The sequence below is a fragment of the Arthrobacter sp. P1_C12_2 genome, from assembly GCF_056406415.1.
Map to the genome: position 1 here is coordinate 42,783 of NZ_JBFUAF010000024.1, position 19,715 is coordinate 62,497.

A 19,715-nucleotide genomic window follows, 5' to 3' on the forward strand; every position below is an offset into this window, starting at 1 on the left:
TTGCTGCCCCCGCCATCCGCACCACCTGTCCTCCGCAAGTGGTCCTCGCGACCAGGCGCGTCAGGGCGGGGTAGCTGCGGGGTAGCTATGGACTGGTCCGCAGGCGGCTGCTTTGATGAGGTTGTCATTGATTGAGGATGGATTGGTGTTTGGAGGCCTTCTGTGGATGCCCATCGGATTGAGCTGAGTGACTTGGTGTCGTCCTTGCGGTCGGAGATCACTAAGGCGTGGCAGGAGGGCCAGTACGACACGGTGGGTTTCGAGGCCGGGGCGATTGAGGTGGAGCTGACAACCGAGATTGAGGTCGTAGAGATCCACGGAAAGGTCTCGGCGAAGTTCTGGGTCCTGAACTCTGAGGCAGAGGCAGGGCGGACAAGGACCAGCACGCAGCGGATCACTTTTTCCTTGACGCCCAGGGACCGGCGGGATCCCTCCAAGCCGCTGGTGATCGCAGGTCAGACGGCTGCGGGAGAACACCGGCCCGTGATTTCCTGGGATGAGGGCCGGCCGGCGGGGTCGGCCCAGCAGCCCACTGGCTGATACGGCCTGTGATGTTCGAGGGTGAAGGGTGGGCATGGATGTTCGCCGGGTAGTCCAGGTGTGGGTCAGGGACCCCGGCGGGCCGGATCGGATCGGAACAGGCTATCTGCTGACCGATTCGGTGGTGTTGACTGCGGCGCATGTCCTGGGCTCGCTGCTTGCCGGTCACGACGACGGCATGCTGGCGGACGATGACGTGGCGGTGCAATCGCGCTGGGGCCCCGGGCAAAGCGTCCCGGCGGTCCGGCTGGTGCTGCTGGGCGGGGACATGGCGGTGGTGATCCTCGGCTGGCCGTTCGTAGGCCCGCTGGGACCGGCACCGGTGCGCGGCACGCTCGGCTCCAAGGCTGTCGTGCGGGACACCGTGATCGCCGGATACCCGGTCCTTGGGCTGCAGCCGGAACCGGCCGCCGGCCCGACGGCGCCGGAGCGGGATACTGTTCCTGCCGACGCCGGGCAGTACCGGCGGGACACGCAACTGGACGGGGAGGTCAGCTGCGGGACAGGGTTCGGTGACGGCACGGTCACGGTGCACCTGGCGCCGCGCCACATCCCGGAACCTGGTGCAGTGGAGCCGGGCCACTCGGCGTTTGGGGGTCTGTCGGGGGCCGGGATCTTCATCGATGACCATTTGGTCGGGGTGGTTAGGGAGGATCCACATCCGGATCATCCGACCGTTGTGGTGGGCCAGCGCCTGGATCAGGTCCCGGCACCAGTGTGGGAATCACTCCGGTCCTTGGCAGGTGATGTGCTCGACGGGCCGGTGGTCGATGTCTCGGTCACGCCCGGGGCCCGCGCGGTCCGCGATGCGCACCTGTGGCAGGCCCGCACCATCCTGGAGAACATCCCGGGAGGCAGGTTGCTGGACCGGGGGCCGGAGCTTTCGCGGATGGCACGCTTCTGTGCCGACCCGGCAACCGGCTACCTGGTGTGGCACGCCAATGAATGGTCCGGCAAGAGCGCATTGTTGGCGACCTTCGTTCTTGAACACCCGGCCAGCGTCGATGTCCTCGCGTTCTTCATCAACCGCAATGACGCCGGAGCCCGAACGGCCGAACACTTCCTTGCCTCGCTGATCAATCAACTCGAGGCCTACCTGGACAGCCCCCATGAACCAGCCAATCTGGCAGTGCCCGGGGCAGCCCAGGGCCGCTACCGTGACCTGCTGGCCCGCGCCGCAGCGGCCGCCCGCGACAACAAACAGCACCTGGTCCTCACAATCGATGCCCTCGACGAGGATGAAGCATTCACCCCCCACCACGGTTCCACCACCTCGATCACGAAGCTGCTCCCCGCTGGCGTCCCTGGCCTGCATGTCATCGTGGCAACCAGGCCCTACGAGCACGTCCTGACTGCCACACCGGGCCATCACCCCTTCCGCGCCACCGCGCCGGTACCGCTGTCGGCGTCGCCACACGCCGCGAGCATCCGTGATGAAGCCGCACGCGAAATCATGAACGCAGCCCACGGAACGGACCCACTGCCACGGTTCATCCTGGCGTTCCTGTACGCCGCAGAGGACGACCTCACCCCGGTGGAGTTCGTCGGCTTGCTCGGCCAATTGACGGGTAGCGACCAGGTCACCACCGGGGCCGTTCGAACGCAGCTGCAGACCGTGCTGCATCGGACCGCCCGGCGGCGTGTCCGTGCCGCTGGTGTCACCGGGTCCGGCGCTGCGAGGCCGGACGAGGAACGTTACGAGTGGGCGCACTCAACCTTGCCTGAAATGGTCCTCGACCAGTTCGGGCCCGCAGTGCTCGCCAGTCATGCCGAAGCCCTTCACCAGTGGGCAGCCGGGTATCAGGGCCGCGGCTGGGACAGTGACACGCCCGGCTACTTGGAGAGCGGTTACCCTAGGCTGCTGGCTTCGTCCGGGCGTGTCACCGAGCTCGCCGCCTACGCCCTCGACCGGGCACGCCACCGATGGCTGCATACCCGCCGTGGCGCCAATGACCAAGCGCTCAGCGAGATCCGGCAGGCTGCAACACATCTTGTCGGGCGCGTTCCCCGTGACCTTGGCACGCTACTGCTTCTGGCCTTGGAACGGGACCGGCTGCAACAGCAGTACAGGAATCTCCCGACCAGCATCCCCGCAGTATGGGCGATGCTGGACAACATCCACCGCGCTGAGGCACTCGCGCGCAGCATGCCCACCGATAAACAGCCGGAGGCGCTGGAAGGGATCGTCCGAGCCCTGGCCAAGGCCGGGAACACCGCCGAAGCCGAACGGATCGCCGATGCCGTCACCGACGAGTACCGGCGGGTACAAGCGCTGGCCGGGATCGCCCGGACCCTGGCCCAGGCCGGGAACACTACCGATGCCGAGCGCATCGCCAACAAGGCCGAACAGGCCGCCGGCGCCATCAGCGCCAAGTACCAGCGGGCGCAAAGCTTGGCCGGGGTCGTCCAGGCCCTGGTCGCGGCCGGGAACAYCGCCGCCGCCGAACGCGTCTCCGACACCATCACCGACGACTACCAGCGGGCGCAGAGCTTGGCCGGGATCGTCCAGGSCCTGGTCGCGGCCGGGAACACCGCCGCCGCCGAACGCGTCTCCGACACCATCACCGACGACTACCAGCGGGCGCAGAGCTTGGCCGGGATCGYCCAGGCCCTGGTCGCGGCCGGGAACACCGCCGCCGCCGAACGCGTCGCCGCCAAGGCCGAACAGGTCGCCGACACCATCACCGACGACTACCGGCGGGCGGGGGCGCTGGCCGGGATCGCCCAGACCCTGGCCGAGGCCGGGAATACCGCCGACGTTGAACGCGTCGCCGCCAAGGCCGAACAGGCCGCCGACACCATCACCGACGAGGACCCGCGGGCGCAGGTGCTGGCCGGGATCGCCCGGCCCCTGGCCGAGGCCGGGAATACCGCCGACGTTGAACGCATCACCGCCAAGGCCGAACAGGCCGCCGGCACCATCACCGACGAGTTCCGGCGGGGGTGGGCGCTGGACGGGATCGCCCGGACCCTGGCCGAGGCCGGGAACACCATCGGCGCCGAACGCATCGCCGACACTATCCCCGACGAGACCCGGCGGGTGCAGGCGCTGGCCGCAATGGCCCAGACCCTGGCCAAGGCTGGGAACACCGCTGAAGCCGAACGCATCGCCGCCAAGGCCGAACAAGTCGACAACACCATCATCTACGAGGGCTGGCGGGCGCGGGCGCTGGACGGGATCGCCTGGGTCCTGGCCGAGGCCGGGAACACCGCCGGCGCCGAACGCATCGCCGGCGCCATCACCGACGAGACCCGACGGGTGCAGGTGCTGGACGGGATCGCCCGGGCTCTGGCCGAGGCCGGGAACACCGCCGACGCCGAACGGATCGCCGACGTCATTACCGACGATTACCTGCGGGCGTGGGCGCTGGACGGGATCGCCCGGGCCCTGGTCGAGGCCGGGAACACCGCCGACGCCGAACGCATCGCCGCCAAAGCCGAAGGGGCCGCCGGCACCATCACCGACGAGACCCAGCAGGTGCAGATGCTGGCCGAGATCGCCCAGACCCTGGCCGAGGCCGGGAACACCACCGAGGCCGAACGCATCGCAGCCAAGGCCGAACGGGCCGCCGACATAATCACCTACGAGACCCGGCGGGGGCAGATGCTGGCCGGGATCGCCCGGGCCCTGGCCGAGGCCGGGAACACCGTCGCCGCCGAACGCATCGCCGCCAAGGCCGAACAGGTCGCCGACACCATCACCGACGAGAACCGGCGGGTGCGGGCGCTGGCCGAGATCGCCCGGACCCTGGCCAAGGCCGGGAACACTGTCGCCGCCGAACGCATCGCCGCCAAGGCCGAACAGGCCGCCGCCGCCATCACCGACGAGACCCAGCAGGTGCAAGTGCTGGCCGAGATCGCCCAGACCCTGGCCGAGGCCGGGAACACCACCGAGGCCGAACGCATCGCAGCCAAGGCCGAACAGGCCGCCGGCACCATCACCGACGAGACCGATCGGGGGTGGGCGCTGTCCGACATCGCCTGGGTCCTGGCTGAGGCCGGGAATACCGTCGACGTCGAACGGATCGCCGGCTCCATCACCGACGAGGACCTTCGGGCGCGGACGCTGGTCAGAATCGCCCGGGGCCTGGCCGCGGCCGGGAACACCGCCGACGCCGAACGCATCGCCGACACCATCGCCTACAAGGACGAAAGGGTGCGGGCGCTGGCCGGGATGGCCCGGGCCCTGGCCAAGGCCGGGAACACCACCGCCGCCGAAGGCATCGCCGCCAAGGCCGAACAGGCCGCCGCCGCCATCACCTACACGGACGAGCGGGCGCAGGTGCTGGCCGGGATCGCCCAGACTCTGGTCGCGGCCGGGAACACCGCCGAAGCCGAACGGATCGCCGACACCATCACCGACGACTACCAGCGGGTGGAGAGCTTGGCCGGGATCGTCCGGGCCCTGGCCGCGGCCGGGAACACTGCCGACGTTGAACGCATCGCCGCCAAGGCCGAACAGGCCGCCGACGCCATCACCGACGAGAACCGGCGGCCGCGGGTGCTGGCCGGGATGGCCCGGGCCCTGGCCGCGGCCGGGAACACCGTCGCCGTTGAACGCATCGCCGCCAAGGCCGAACAGGCCGCCGACGCCATCACCGACGAGAACCGGCGGGCGCAGGTGCTGGCCGGGATGGCCCGGGCCCTGGCCGCGGCCGGGAATACCGTCGCCGTTGAACGCATYGCCGCCAAGGCCGAACAGGCCGCCGCCGCCATCACCTACACGGACGAGCGGGCGCAGGTGCTGGCCGGGATCGCCCAGGCCCTGGCCGAGGCCGGGAACACCGCCGAAGCCGAACGGATCGCCGGCACCATCACCGACACGGACCAGCGGGCGTGGGCGCTGTCCGGGATCGCCCAGGCCCTGACCGAAGCCGGGAACACCGCCGACGCCGAACGCATCGCGTGCCAGATGCTATCGACAGACATCTGGCACGTCGCCATCACGTTGTTGCTTGATCATCGGCTATTCGACACCGCAGTCAACCCCATAGACGGCTGGCTGAGCACGGATTTGATTAGCAAGCTCGTCAACGATGGACCCGTCCTACCTGACTCCGCATGAAGAGACGGCGAGCGTCCCCGCAACCGACACACGTCAAACACGGCATTGATCGTCCTCGAGTCGAGGTGCTTTGGACCCAAATCGGCCACATAGCCATTCTCGCCCGCGTCCATTACCCCGCTGGGGGGCATCAACGAGCAATCACCACCGACCGTCATGAAAAATCGAGGCTAAGGCAGGCTAAGGCCCTTGCTGGGCGAGCAAAGTCGGAACGGAGGTAGACCGGAACTGTACCCGGGCAGGGTTGCAATGTCGCGAGTCATGTGCCCAAAAACTGATCTTTTCCGAGAATGGCATTCAGGCTGCAGCATGATGCCCGGGGCACGTGCGGCCACGCATCGGCACCCCCAGCTGTACCTGAAAAGATCAAGGGGCCGGCTCGCCGCTGGGTTTGTGCGGTGCTGTTTGTCGGGCGCCCTGACGAGCCCGTACAGTCCGATACTGGCGGATGCGATCGCTCCCGGGTCCTCGAACGGAACGTCAAAACCGCCAAACCGAGCTGTGAAAAAGCCGCCATTCTGAACTAACAGTCATTTGCTGTTTTGCTGCGTTCCTGTGTCTCGACAAGCCATCCCATTCTCGCTTGGTAGGGGAGTGGTCGACTTGGGTCGGTTCGCCCTTGATGTTCGGACACGCGGTTGGCAGTTAACGGGACAGCAGCTTGGCTCCGTCCGGGCGGAGCTCGGGGCTTGGGGACCAACTCGCGGAAGAGTAGCGCCCAAGCCATTGTCGGTTGGCGTACGGCTGTAAAGCCTGCCATGTCCGGGCCCAACGCAACGCCAACGGACGTTTGGGTGACAGCTCAGGCTGAACAAGGCGAACTTCCCATCGCGGTAAGGGAAAGCCGCTCCAACTTGGTCATTTTGATGCTTAGCGCTACTTTTCCGCGCAGTGGTCCTCGACCCCCAACGCGGTCGTGGTCAGCGTCGATGAGAAGTCACAAATCCAGGCGTTGGATCGCACCCGCCCGGACCAACCGTTAGAGAAAGGCAGGCCGGCGGCGCGAACCCATGACTACAAGCGGAACGGGACGACGACACTGCTCGCCGCGTTGGAGATCGCGACAGGGAAACTCTCCGCGGACAAGTGCTACCAGAAGCACACGAACGCGGAGTTCGTCGGCTTCCTCGGCCTCGTCGCCGACGCCCACCCGGACGTGGAACTGCACGTCGTCTGCGACAACTACGCCACCCACAAACACGCGAACGTGAAGGCGTGGCTAGCCGCGAATCCCCGGGTCACCCTGCATTTCACGCCCACGAGTTGCTCGTGGTTGAACATTCGAGGGCGCGCGAAGGGTCCGCGTCGCTTCAGGCATCCGCATTCGTAGTTGCTTAGGCTGGGGCCATGACAGCGAGTTGTTTTTCTGCGATTCCGCGACGTCAGAGCGGACTTCGTCGTAATTGAGATGACCGAGTACGCGTCAGCCCGGACTACATTAGGAGCGAGATTTCTTTCCCGCGGGGTGAAAGACTTCTATTGTGGGGGCTTGTCGATGCCGAACGCATGTCAGGCGTCTGGTTCCCCTGGCCCGAGGTCGTCGGCCGATCGGCAACTCCAGCTGGGCTGTTTAGCTGATTTGGTCTCAACCCCGCGTTCCCGGACTTTACGCTGCCAGCGGGTAGGAGTGCTGGCCCTCCCGAACGCCACCGGGTCCAATCCTCAGATTGGACGTTGAGGACGGCTGTCCGAATTTAAACTACTGCTGGTGTCCTTCGACGCATCAGGGAACCGGGGAAGAGCTTCTGGGGGAAGAAGGCAAAGTAGGACTGGGCGTTGCCTTGGGGGGCGAAGCGGGTGGCGAAGAAGCAGGTGGTGAAGAAGAGAGGGTCGCTACGGGTTCTGCAGAGAGTTCAAGTACTTGGTAGGTGTTGTGAGCGGGCATATGGAGGATGAGCTGGCCAGTGTAAGCTACCGATCGCCCGGGGGGCGTCGGCGGTTCTAATTGCACCCTCACAACGCAGACTGATTCTTTTGAGAGGGTGCGGCCTGAGCACCCATCAATCCCGAGCGAGAAGGCCGCGCCGGTGACATTCACGACCTCGACATTTCTGATAGTGATTGGTTCGTCCTTTGGGTTTTTAAAGCCGATTTGTGATTCATAATCGAATGCCGTAAAGGCTCCATCATGATTTGGCGGTCCCTCCGCTGCGGGAAAATCTACCAATATAAGGTCGTTAGTGGCGACGGGGTCCGCAGCGCTGCCAGCGCTAGTGGGTCCAGACGAAGGGGAGCGGGATGCACCTTCGCTCGTGATGGTGCCACTTTGATCGGGGTGCTGCCCAGGATCAGTGGAGGGGCCGTTGCAGGCGGCGACGGAAATGATGACTGCCAGCAGGCCGCAGCCTGAGAGTAGGCGAGGAGTAATCATGGCAGTGGCTCTCCTGGCCGGAATTCGAGACGGATATTAGAGGTATCTTCGAGGAGGATTGCCGTTCCCGTGCTCCGAGACCAACCGTCGGGGAGCAGGAAATACTTTTCGTTTGATCTGATGACTAGCCGTAGGTTGGTGTATCGGAATCGATATTCAGATTCAGGTGCGCCGATAGGAGTTTCGATAACGGGAGGCGGCAGAGCAAGGGATGTCTTGCTGAATACGGTGACTGAGGGGCGCGTTGATAAGGTATCTACAAATGCGATGGCACGCCCGCGGCCCAAAGCACCGGCATGAAGTGTGGTTCCCCAGAACAGGCTTATCAGCACCAAAACCAAAAGAATTCCTTGGATTCTGTCCTGGTGTGACGGAGTTCCATTGTTTCCTGAGAGGAAAGCAGACCCCCTCCGACGGGCGTGTAGACCTTTTACCCCATAAGCTACACAGACGCTACCCATGCCCAACAATAAAGGTGGGACGAGATACGCTTCCGGCAGCACTTTGCGCCAATCATTCAAGATCCGGCCCAAGGCGCTGACGAGCAGAAGGCTGAGCACCAGGGCCGTCACACCCAAAAGTGCCAAGGCTATGAGTCCGTAACGAACGCGCTTTTTCCCGCAATGGCCGAGGATTCTTGGCCAAACCACGGTATGAACCCCCAGGAGCGAGAGCCACACAACCAAGAGTGTGATGGCTGGCAAAATGAGTGCATCAATGCTCCGCAACAGATAGTCAGTGGGGGTGAAACCGAGCGTGCTGACATCGATTCCCAGATAGCTATTTCGCGCGGTCGTCAGCGCGTATCCAAACCAGAATGCCAGGGCTGTTGCCAAGGTGGTCGGCGGAAGCGCTACACGGATCCATTCTAAGAGAGAGCTGGAAGCGACGGAGGCGGCTTTTTCGGCGCTGGTCGAGTCCACGCTTTGCTGGTTGGACTGCTGATCAGGATGCGTTTCACGAGGCGCGTGGGAGTGGATCGCCTCCTGAATGCGTTGATCTCGTAATCGGCGCTTCCACACGATGTTTCCCCGGCCTTGGCAGTAAGTGGTGTTCTTATCGTTCCACTAACTCAGCACGGGGGATACACAATTTTTCGCCCACACAAGCTGCTCACTTGGCGCAAATGATGGTAGCGATGATAGCGGGCCGTCATGCCAAAGTTCGGGAAAGCGTCACGAGAGAGTAGGCGCCCTCTTGTGGAGATCCTCTCGTCCAGCACACGATCGAAACAGCTCCACGCTCATGGAGCCCGAACCGGTGAACTCGCAAACGCCGCCACCGGTCCCTGGCTGGCTGGCTCGGAGGGAGCCGTGCTCTTCCGGGCCGCAAGCGGGTACACCATCGATTCCGGCTTCCCGCATCCCTTGGGCAAACACTTCGGGATCGGGCATGGGGTTCCTCCCGGTTTCCTTCGAGGCTGGCCCGGAAAGCGACTCGTCCAGGTCGATGAAGACGGCGGCGGGGATATGGCCACCATTGTAGGCGTCCCTTCCCGAGGACCCGTCGAGATACCAGCGGGTATCCACCAGCACGAATCGTCCCCAGTTGCCGACGCACCAGGCCCGGTCGACAAAAGGCTGCAAGATCGAATCCCTATTGCTCATGGATGGAGTCTAAGGCGGAATTTCACATGTTGAGATGTCAATCTCATAAAATGAGACATGTAAGGTCCTCCGGAATATGTCTTGACCTCCAGTGCGCCATCCAAACAAGGTAGGAGCACCCTCCCCCTGCGGCGACTTTCGGGTCAGGCGCGTTGCGAGATTCGTCAGAAACCACCCCGTCGGCCAGTCCCGTCTGAGCGCCGGGCTTCACGTATTCAGCTGTATCAGTTGTTGGCAGAGGCGAGTGAAGGTGCGCCGGCCTCTGGAGTCGTTGGCGCGGTTCCACCCGCTGATCGATGGCAACAAGCGCACGGCGTGGACTCTGATGGCCCTGATGCTCTGGATCAATGGCTACCGGCATGACTTCACCACGGATGTGGCATTTGACCTCGTCGTGGGTGTGGCCGCCGGCGATGTCCCGCTTGAAGTCAGCGCCGGGCTGATTGCCACGCATCTCGTCAGGCGCTAGCTAGACGCGGGGCCCGTGGGCTTTGCCGGTTGGCTGCTGCCTGACCCGTCAGGTGAGTCTGGGCCGGCCTGATCATGAGGTGTCTGAAGGAGGTGACAGCGACAATGAAGTTCCGGGAAGCTGGCCAAGACGCTGGGCAAGCGTCTGGCTCTTTTGCGGCGTACCGTCGGTCTCGGGCAGTGAAACCGCAGAACTTCCTCAAGCTGAGCAAAATCTGTCAGGACAAAGAAGGACCGCATCCCTTTGTTGCGGGGTGCGGTCGTTGGACTGAGAGCTTTGAAGCGGCCAAATTGGGGTGTGTACAAAGTACACACTTTGGGCTGCGGATCGGGTCGTACCGGGGCCGGACTGGCCCGGATTCCGCACGTTTCCGCGGGAGTCCAGTGTTGGCGGGGGAGGGAATGCAGTTCGAGTCCCACCTTGGGCACGCATTCCCCCTCGTCAGAGGGGGTTTTTGCTTTAATGTGTGTACAAAGCTGGTGGTGGCGTCCTCTGACGCTGGGTGCGCGGGCTGTGGCCTGGCCGCCGCGGGGCCTGTTCAGGTGTGTGGGGTGGCGGGTTGAGGGCCCTGGCTAGTGGGGCTTCCGCCTGCTGAGGTGGGGTTATTCGATTCCCCTTTCCGGTTTGGTCGCGTGGGACTGGGGTGGCCTGCACCTATTCATGGGCCGGGGGAGTAGGGACGACATGACTACAGCGACGTCGACGGATGGCTTCCAGGTGAGGGTTCGGGGGACTGTTCGAGAAGCCATGTGCTTGTGTTTGTCCTGCCAAAGAGGGTGTGGACATTGTCCGCACTTATATCTGCTTTATTGAGGGTGGCGGGGGCGGCGTCCGGTGTGAGGTTTGGACCTCGGAGTTCCTTGCGGCTGTGTCAGAAAAGAACGAAACCGACCCAAATGTGACGAGCTCTCACCACAGCCCGTCGTCAGCTTAGGGTGTAGCTTAGCCGGGCAACTGAGTACAGAAGCTACTGGTGCTTGACCGGCAACCGACTAACGTCAGTGGGCGTGACACGAACGGCAAATGCAACGTCATGTTGGGAGGGACTGCCCGGCTTGTGCTCGTGGAAGGATGACGACCATGCCCAGGGCCTATGGGGCGGAGTTCCGCCAGGATGTTATTGCTGTGGCCCGCAAGGGCGAGCAAGCTATGGACGAAGTGCACGTCGCACAGTTCGCTGGCCTCGTCCGCCTCCTCTCGAAATAGAACCGGCGGCAAGTCATCATCGCCGTCCACGAACGCGAACTGTTCGATTACCTAGCCCTCGAGCTCAGCCCCGCCTACGAAGGCGACCAACTCATCACGATTGAACTAGGCGAACGCGCATCCGCGGAAGGCCAAGGCATCACCCGCTACCTCTGGACGCCGGATCTCGCAATAGCGCCAGTTGAGCACACCTGTGGATGTCCTTGCTGCGGCGATTGACATCCCTGCATGCGAAGTCCTTAATTTCCCCTTGAGAAGGACACAGCGGATAGCCGCGTTCTTCTATTCGGTAAGACAAGGGCTCTTCGATCGCTCAGCTGTGGACGATCGGAAGTCCCTCGAGCAGCGGAGCGGGCAGTCAGACGATCTGGTCATGACGAGTGGAGGTTCCCCGATGGATGAGGTTGTACTGGAAGCGGCCCGGGCGGTCCGGCCCTACCTAGTGAAGCTGGTCGGTATCAAGGCGGCGGCAACGGTCGATGCTCAGTTGGCCCGATTGTTGGCAGACGCCGCGGGCAGGGACGTCGAGGCGGACTTGCGGGGGGTGTTGGAGGCTCACGAAGGCACGAAGGTCTTCGTGGAACGGGTGCTGGAGGATCCCGAGCATCGGCCCCCGGACGTGGTCTCCGCTGCATCGCGCTATGCCGGTCTCAGTGGACAACCGTTGTTGATCCCGCGGCCCAAGTTCCAATGCCCTCACGGGGACTACGTGTACTACCGCCAGGAGAAGGGGGAAAGCATACCGAACTGTCCGACGGACAACTGCCCCCTTGAGCCGGTGCCGGCGAGGTAGTGCGTGTTGGACAAATTCTGGGATGCGGTCGCCGGGAAGCTGGCCGACCGGTGGGCGGGGGCTGCAGCGCCGACTTTGCTGTTCTGGGCAGGAGGAGTCCTCGCTTGGGCGTTCGCCGGAGCCGGATGGTCAGGTCTGGGCGAAATCGCCACGTGGCTTGGCGGCCAAAACCTAATAGCACAGATTGCTGTGGTGCTCGGTGCCCTGACGATAGTGGCAGCCTCCGGCATTGTGGTGCACCGGTTGACGAACCCTGCGCTGCGATTGTTGGAAGGTTACTGGCCGAGGTGGCTGCACGCACTGACAGACCTCAGGCGCGGCAGGGTTTATGAGCGCCGAAGAGCGGACGATGAGGCACGGCAGCAGTGGTCTGCCGAGACGGAGGGGAAGAAACGACAGGAATTATCCGCGAGCCAGCTCGCCGAGGGGGCCCGATTGGAAGATCTCCGTCGACATCGTCCGCTCCTCGCCGGCGAGATGTTGCCAACCCGAATCGGCAACATCCTGCGGGCTGCCGAGACGAGGCCCTACCACCGCTACGGCTTGGACGCGATCTCGCTGTGGCCCCGCCTGTGGCTCGTGCTCCCGGAGCTGGCCCGTCAGGAACTCACCACCGCCAGGGCGTCCCTGGATACTTCCGTCGCCGCGATGATCTGGGGACTGGCGTTCCTGTCCTTTACGCCACTGGCCTGGTGGGCCGCGCCCGTCGGAACCGCCGTGGCTATCTCCTCCGTCCTGTGGTGGGTCCCTGCCCGGGCCGAAGTGTTCGCCGACCTTGTCGAAGCAGTGTTCGACCTGTACCGGAACGCGCTCTACAGGCAGCTGCGGTGGCCCCTGCCGGAAACGCCAGCCGACGAAGTCAGGTCCGGACTCGAGCTGACCGAGTACCTGATCATGGGTTCCGAGGAAGGTTCCCTGAAATTCACCTCCCCAAAGGAATCTTAGGAGCACGCCCCATGCGTGACGAACTGCTGGCCGGGGACTGTGTAAATAACGGTGTATCTGGCTCGACACGCCGGGCGCTGAGCCTGGCGGGGAGGAGCCCGATATGGCCGCAACACTTGAGGCTGTGCCGAGTACCAAGACCGTTGAAAAACTGACAGAGACTTCTGAGCTCGATGCCGCCCGTGAGCTGGTGAGGATGGCCAGGGAACAGGGCCTGGCGCTGACCGGCCCTGATGGGCTGCTCAAGCAGTTGACCAAGACCGTCATCGAGACCGCCCTCGATGAGGAAATGACCGAGCACCTCGGTTATGAAAGGCACGCCGCGGCAGCCAAGGACACCGCCAACTCGCGCAACGGCACACGGTCCAAGACCGTGCTGACGGAGACGACGGGCCCGGTGCAGATCGACGTTCCGCGGGACCGGGAGGGCACGTTCGAGCCGAAGATCGTCGCCAAGCGCCAGCGGCGGCTGACCGGGGTCGATGAGATGGTCCTCTCGCTCTACGCCAAAGGCCTGACGACCGGGGAGATCAGCGCCCATTTCGCAGAGATCTACGGCGCCTCGGTCTCGAAGGAGACGGTCTCACGGATTACCGACCGGGTGCTTGAAGAGATGGCTGCCTGGCAGAACCGGCCGTTGGACGAGGTCTACGCTGCGATCTTCATCGACGCCATTGTCGTCAAGGTACGGGACGGGCAGGTCGCCAACCGGCCCGTCTACGCCGCCATCGGGGTCACCCTGGCCGGGGAGAAGGACATCCTGGGCCTGTGGGCCGGGACCGGCGGGGAGGGCGCGAAGTTCTGGATGAGCGTGCTCACCGACATCAAGAACCGGGGCGTGAAGGACAGAATTTTCCTGGTCTGCGACGGGCTCAAGGGTTTGCCCGAGGTCGTGGCGAATGTCTGGCCGCTGACGACCGTGCAGACCTGCATCATCCACTTGATCCGCAACACCTTCCGTCTGGCCTCGAAGCAGGACTGGGACGCCCTCAAACGGGATGTGAAACCGATCTACACAGCCGTGAACGCCACGGCGGCCCGGGCAGCGTTCGAAGAGCTTACGGAGCGCTGGGGCAGGAAATACGCGGCGATCGTGCGGCTCTGGGAGAACGCGTGGGAGGAGTTCATCCCCTTCCTGGACTACGACGTGGAAATCCGGCGCGTGATCTGCTCCACCAACGCCATCGAATCGCTGAACGCCAGGTACCGGCGCGCCGTGAAGGCCCGGGGTCATTTCCCGACCGAGCAGGCCGCGCTAAAGTGCCTCTATCTGGTCACCCGATCCCTAGATCCGACCTGTGCCGGCAGGACCCGATGGACAACGCGCTGGAAGCCCGCTTTGAACGCCTTCGCCATCACTTTCAGCGACCGATTCCCGGCAGCTGAAAACTACTAAACAAACCGCCGGATACACCGTTAATGAGATAGTCCCAACCAAGTTCACAAAGTGAGGGGACTGTCCGATCAACGGTGTGCAGGCTCCGACCGGTTCTCATTAGTCATGATTCTTTCGAACTCCGGCCTTCGTGCTCTTATTTCGGAGTTAATTTCCCTATTTCCGGGTGCTTTTGGAACGCCGATAGTTGCGATTTCGCCAGCTAACTGCGGTTGCCAGGAGTCGCACGGCCCCAGAGCGCCGATTGGGCTGGCTCGGCACAAGGGTAAACCCGGTTCATCTTGCTGACACCCGCATGTAGGGACTACCCGAGTGGAGATCTGTCGTGAAAGGGACGCGACGCCCACTGCTGGACACCGCGCCCATTCGTAAGGCTACTTACTATTGCGGCCAGAGGTAAAGAAGTGGCATCTAGCAAGGTTGGGATCGAAAGCCGACAACGGTGATTTCGTAAACGTGGGCCCTGTGTGGACGGTAAAGACCGAAGCGACCCCGCAGGGGACTTCGAGCTCCGGCCCACGGAACTCGGGGTCCCCCGCGGATACCGCAGGGACCCCGGCTCTCTATCTAGGTGTATTCCGCGGATCATTACCCGGAGCGATCGTATCCTTTGCCCTGATCTTGTTGTCCTTGCCGTGGATCTTTAATTCACCGCCCCCGGACCGGGACAGATAGCCACGAGCGGCATCGATAGCCGCCGACTGGGTGTTGTGGACAGAAGAAGCGTGAGAGGAGCCTTCACGCTCAGCCTTCCAGCCGTCTTCACCGGAACCACGTGGTAGGAATTTCGCTCAGTCATGTTGATCACCCCCAGACGTTGCTGACAGACGCGGTAATGCCCACCATCAGTCATCCTCCGATTGCGGGTTCCTGGAGAAGTCCACTGTCTGCAGGTGCCGGACCTCGTTACGGCGCAGGTCCCAGCAGTAGGCCACCTTGAATAGGACTGCGTCCCGGTAGGCGGGCAGCCAGCCGTAACGTCCTGATAACGGCCATGGCATTTACTGGCATCTGTCTACGGTGCCGTCGATAGGCAACTCATGTCGTTGCCACGGCAATTTCGTTGAAGTAGCGGGCGGCTAGCGTGCCGTCTCTTTTGGAAGGGTGCAACAGCATTTGGCCGAGGGTCGAGTGGATGAGGGCCTGTGGGAAGCCGCCCGTTGCGTGCGGCCCTACCTTGCTGCGTTGTTCCGTCCTGCGGTTTCATGGTGCTCCCGGCCTGTGCGGCAGCGCTTGTCGATTTCGTCGAAGCCGCCTGTGACCTGTACCGCCGCGACGTTTACCGGCAGTTGCGCTGGCGCCTGCCCGCCACTCGCACCGAGACAAATCTCCGGCAGCGCGCTGGCCCGGTATCTGGTCTGCGGCTCCCAGCAGGCACGCCAAATCTACCGATCCACCCTGAGCAGCGAGGACTGAACATGCTTAACCGACGGCTGGAGGAACTGCGCCAACGACTCACCAGGTCCCTCCAAAATGGCGATGACTCTGACACGGATGCATCCCTCCTCGCCGCACGTGGCACGGAGATCCTGAAGCGGGCGTTAATCAGCGGCGATCCCGTGGGCCTCGACGAGGCTGTCGGCCTACTCGAGCGGGTCCGGGACACCATTGCCCACGACGACCCCGACCGGCCCGGGTGCCTGTTCAACCTAGGGCTCGCCCTACGGCTTCGGTTCGAGCGTTACGGACGGATCGAGGACCTGGATGAGGCGATCGAGGCCTGCCGCCAGGCGGTCGACTCCATTCCGGAGGACGACCCCGGCCGGCCCGGGTATTTGAATCACCTGAGGCTCGCCCTGCAGCGCCGGTTCGAACGCACTGGACGGAGGCAGCACCTGGACGAGGCAATCGACATCGGCCGCCAGGCGGCCGACTCCATCCCAAAGGACGACCCCGGCCGACCCGGGTACTTGAACAACCTCGCGGGCGCCCTGCAGCGCCGGTTCGCCCGCACCGGCAGGATGGAGGACCTGGACGAGGCGATCGCCGCCTGCCGGCAGGCGGCCGACWCCACCTCGGATGACGACCCCGACAGGCACGGGTACTTGAACAACCTCGGAATCGCCCTGCAGCGCCGGTTCGCCCGCACCGGACGGGCGCAGGACCTGGACGAGGCCATCGACGCCTGCTGGCAGGCAGCCGGATCCGCTCCTGAGGACCACCCAGACCGACCCGAATGCTTCAACAACCTCGGGCTCGCCCTGCGGAGCCAGTTCGCCCGCACCAGACGGGCGCAGGACCTGGACCAGGCCATCGACGCCTGTCGGCAGGCGGCCGGCTCCGCTCCGGAGGACGACCCCGCCCGGCCCGGGTACCTGGCCAACCTAGGGGCCGCCCTGCGGAGCCGGTTCGAGCGCACCGGACGGATCGAAGACCTGGACGAGGCCATCGACCTCACCGGCCAGGCGGCCGCTTCCGCTCCGGAGGACCACCGCAACCGCCCCATGTACCTGAACGACCTTGGGAACGCTCTACGGCTCCGGTTCGGGCGCACCGGACGGGTGCAGGACTTGGACGAGGCCATCTCCGCCTGCCGGCAGGCGGCCGACTCCGCTCCGGAGGACCACCAGGCCCGGCCCGGGTACCTGAACGATCTCGGGATCGCACTCGCTCGCCGGTTCGATCGTTACGGACGGGTGGAAGACCTGGACGAGGCGTTGGACGTCGCCCGCCGGGCGGCCGGCTCCGCTCCGGAGGACGACCCCGGGCGGCCTTGGTACCTTGCCAACCTTGGGGCTGCCCTGTATCGCCGGTTCGAGCGTTACGGCCGCGTGGAGGACGTGGGCGAGGCGATCGAGGTCCATCGGCAGGCGGCCGGCTCCGCTCCGGAGGACGATCCCGAACGCCCCACGTACCTGAAAATCCTTGGAGGCGCACTCGCTCGCCGGTTCGAGCGCACCGGACGGATCGAGGACCTGGACGAGGCCATCGACGCCTGCCGGCAGGCGGCCGGCTCCGCTCCGGAGGAGGACCCTGAACGGCCCGGGTACCTGGCCAACCTTGGAGGCGCACTCGCTCGCCGGTTCGAGCGCACCGGACGGATCGAGGACCTGAACGACGCCATCGACGCCTGCCGGCAGGCGGCCGGTTCCGCTCCGGAGTACGACCCTGAACGGCCCGGGTACCTGGCCAACCTTGGGATCACACTGGGGCTCCGGTTTGATCGATACGGCCGGGTGGAGGACTTGGAGGAGGCGGTCGAGGTCCATCGGCAGGCGGCCGGTTCCGCTCCGGAGTACGATCCCGAACAGCCCGGGTATCTGGCCAACCTCGGGAGCGCACTGCGGCTACGGTTTGAACGCGTGGGACGGATGGAGGACCTGGACGAGGCGATCGACGTCTGCCGGCAGGCGGCCGACTCCATCCCGGAGGACCACCCCGCCCGGCCCGGTCACCTGAACAACCTCGGGATCGCCCTACGGAGCCTGTTCGAGCGCACCGGACGGGCCGAGGACCTTGAGAGGGCGATCGACGCCTGGCGGCAGGCGGCCGGCTCCGCCCCGGGAGACCACCCCGGACGGCCCGGGTACCTGAACAACCTCGGGTTCGCTCTCCGGCGCCGGTTCGAGCATTACGGCCGGAGGGCGGATCTGGACGAAGCAAAGACGCTGTTTCGCGCGGCCGCTAAGGTTGCGTCGGCCCGGGTGGACCATCGGGCGCTTACGGCGCGGGAGTGGGGCCGATCAGCCGCCCTGGGCGGACAGTGGGACGAGGCGGTGGAGGGGTTCAGCGTGGCCGTGGATCTAGCGGGGTTGGTGGCCTCGCCGGAGCTGGGACGGGCCGACCAGGAGCACCGCCTGCGCGACCTGGCCGGCCTGGGGTCGGAGGCGGCGGCAGCGTGCCTACAGGCCGGGCAGCCGGGCCGGGCCGTGGAATTGTTCGAACAGGGGCGGGCGGTGCTGTTCTCCCGGGTGCTCGATGCCCGCTCCGACCTGACCGACCTGCAGCAGGCACACCCGGAGCTTGCCGATCAATTCGTCCGGTCGCGGGACGCGCTCGACCGCCCCGACCCGAGCCCGTTCGGTTTCCCGGTCGAGGACGATGCCGGTGGAACTGCGGTCCGGATGGCCGCGGACCGGCGCCGGGAAGCAGCAGCTGAATTCAGCCAGGTTCTGGCCGAGATCCGGTCGTATCCGGGCTTCGAACGGTTCCTGACGCCCCGGTCGGTGGCGGAGCTTTTACCGGCTGCCTCGGACGGACCGGTCGTGCTGCTCAACCTCGCATCCCTACGGTCGGACGCGCTCATCCTCACCACGGAAGGGGTCGAGGTGCTGCCGCTTGAGGGGATCGGCCCCGAGGATGTGGGCGGGCAGGCGACTGTGTTCCTGAACGCGCTCGATACGGTGCATGACTGGATGGCCTCGGAAGCGGAGAGGGCCGCGGCGGAGGCCGCACTGGCCGAAGTGCTGGAGTGGCTGGGCGACCGGGTGACCGGCCCGGTCCTCGACCACCTCGGCTACGCCGCCTCGGCTCTGGGCGCCCCGTGGCCGCGGGTTTGGTGGTGCCCCTCCGGTGCTCTGTCGCTGCTGCCGCTTCATGCCGGCGGCCGCCACCAGGTGCCCGACGGACTCTCCGACGCGGTGATCGACCGGGTTGTCTCCTCCACGGTTCCGACCGTGCGGGCCCTGCTGCGGGCCCGCCAAACCCCGCCGGCCCGCGAGGCACGGATGCTCGTGGTAGCCATGCCCCACACCCCCGGCCAGGCCGATCTACCCGGCGTCTACCGGGAAGCCGACACCCTACGGGAGCTGTATGCCGGGAAGGTGGAGGTTCTCGGCCTGCCCGGCGCCGGCCCAGCGGACTACGGGTCCGTCATGGCCGCCCTTCCCGAGCACTCTTTGGTGCACTTCTCGTGCCACGGCGACAGCGACCTTGCCAATCCCTCGGCCAGCCACCTGCTGCTGGCCGACTACCAGACCCGGCCGCTGACCGTCCTGGACCTCGTGGCAGCCCGCCTGCACGAGGCGGAACTGGCGTTCCTCTCCGCCTGCACCACCGCCCGCACCGGCGCCACGCTACCCGACGAGCCGATCCACCTCGCCGCCGCCTGCCAGCTGGCCGGCTACCGCCACGTCGTCGCCTCCTTGTGGCCCATCGGCGATACCGACACCGCATCACTCACGAAGGACTTCTACAAAGTCCTCGCCACCACGCCCGGCACCCCCCACGCGGTCGCCCTGCATCTGGCCATCCGCCGCCTCCGCAGCATCCACCGCGCCCACCCCAGCCGCTGGGCGGGGTACCTCCACACCGGCACCTGACACCACCGAACGTCCTGAATGCCCATGCCTCAGGTGATCGTTTGCTCAACGTTCCGGGACTG

Annotated in this window: 10 protein-coding genes and 3 pseudogenes; 9 read left to right on the plus strand and 4 right to left on the minus strand. The window is 65.0% G+C overall.

Annotation, left to right across the window (positions count from 1 at the left end):
* The first annotated feature begins 162 nt into the window (after positions 1–162).
* The 3 genes and pseudogenes from AC1DZQ_RS20195 to AC1DZQ_RS20205 form a co-directional block, all read left to right on the plus strand.
* Positions 163–540, plus strand: a complete 378-nt coding sequence (locus AC1DZQ_RS20195; protein ID WP_476965174.1) for a trypco2 family protein — start codon at positions 163–165, stop codon at positions 538–540.
* A gap of 34 nt (positions 541–574) precedes the next feature.
* Positions 575–5,605 carry a P-loop domain-containing protein gene (locus tag AC1DZQ_RS20200; RefSeq protein ID WP_476965175.1) on the plus strand — a complete coding sequence of 1,677 codons (5,031 nt, stop codon included), beginning with the start codon at positions 575–577 and terminating at the stop codon, positions 5,603–5,605.
* Between the two features lie 910 nt (positions 5,606–6,515).
* Positions 6,516–6,887: pseudogene (locus AC1DZQ_RS20205) on the plus strand (IS630 family transposase); the annotation flags it as partial.
* Positions 6,888–7,972: 1,085 nt separating this feature from the next.
* Here AC1DZQ_RS20205 and AC1DZQ_RS20210 read toward each other — a convergent pair.
* Both AC1DZQ_RS20210 and AC1DZQ_RS20215 read right to left on the minus strand, forming a co-directional pair.
* On the minus strand, positions 7,973–8,998 hold the full coding sequence (locus AC1DZQ_RS20210; RefSeq protein WP_476965176.1) for a hypothetical protein: 1,026 nt from the start codon (positions 8,996–8,998) through the stop codon (positions 7,973–7,975).
* Positions 8,999–9,151: 153 nt separating this feature from the next.
* Positions 9,152–9,583, minus strand: a complete 432-nt coding sequence (locus tag AC1DZQ_RS20215) for a rhodanese-like domain-containing protein (RefSeq protein WP_476965177.1) — start codon at positions 9,581–9,583, stop codon at positions 9,152–9,154.
* Between the two features lie 250 nt (positions 9,584–9,833).
* On the opposite strand from AC1DZQ_RS20215, the gene AC1DZQ_RS20220 reads away from it, so the two are divergent.
* From AC1DZQ_RS20220 to AC1DZQ_RS20240, 5 genes are all read left to right on the plus strand, one after another.
* Entirely contained in the window at positions 9,834–10,052 is a 219-nt protein-coding gene (locus AC1DZQ_RS20220) for a type II toxin-antitoxin system death-on-curing family toxin (protein ID WP_476965178.1), read from the plus strand.
* 1,080 nt (positions 10,053–11,132) lie between these two features.
* Positions 11,133–11,258 carry a hypothetical protein gene (locus tag AC1DZQ_RS20225; RefSeq protein ID WP_476965179.1) on the plus strand — a complete coding sequence of 42 codons (126 nt, stop codon included), beginning with the start codon at positions 11,133–11,135 and terminating at the stop codon, positions 11,256–11,258.
* 394 nt (positions 11,259–11,652) lie between these two features.
* Positions 11,653–12,051 (plus strand): hypothetical protein, encoded by a 399-nt coding sequence (locus AC1DZQ_RS20230; protein ID WP_476965180.1) that lies wholly within the window; start codon positions 11,653–11,655, stop codon positions 12,049–12,051.
* A gap of 477 nt (positions 12,052–12,528) precedes the next feature.
* Positions 12,529–12,996 (plus strand): hypothetical protein, encoded by a 468-nt coding sequence (locus AC1DZQ_RS20235; protein WP_476965181.1) that lies wholly within the window; start codon positions 12,529–12,531, stop codon positions 12,994–12,996.
* Between the two features lie 103 nt (positions 12,997–13,099).
* On the plus strand, positions 13,100–14,392 hold the full coding sequence (locus AC1DZQ_RS20240; RefSeq protein ID WP_476965182.1) for an IS256 family transposase: 1,293 nt from the start codon (positions 13,100–13,102) through the stop codon (positions 14,390–14,392).
* A 563-nt stretch (positions 14,393–14,955) separates the two neighbouring features.
* On the opposite strand, the pseudogene AC1DZQ_RS20245 reads toward AC1DZQ_RS20240, so the two are convergent.
* Positions 14,956–15,144: pseudogene (locus tag AC1DZQ_RS20245) on the minus strand (DUF2188 domain-containing protein); the annotation flags it as partial.
* Positions 15,145–15,243: 99 nt separating this feature from the next.
* A pseudogene (locus tag AC1DZQ_RS20250) lies at positions 15,244–15,375 on the minus strand (site-specific integrase); the annotation flags it as partial.
* Positions 15,376–15,810: 435 nt separating this feature from the next.
* Here AC1DZQ_RS20250 and AC1DZQ_RS20255 point away from each other — a divergent pair.
* Positions 15,811–19,653: a CHAT domain-containing protein gene (locus AC1DZQ_RS20255; RefSeq protein WP_476965183.1), complete on the plus strand. Its 3,843-nt coding sequence runs from the start codon at positions 15,811–15,813 to the stop codon at positions 19,651–19,653.
* Positions 19,654–19,715: the final 62 nt, after the last annotated feature.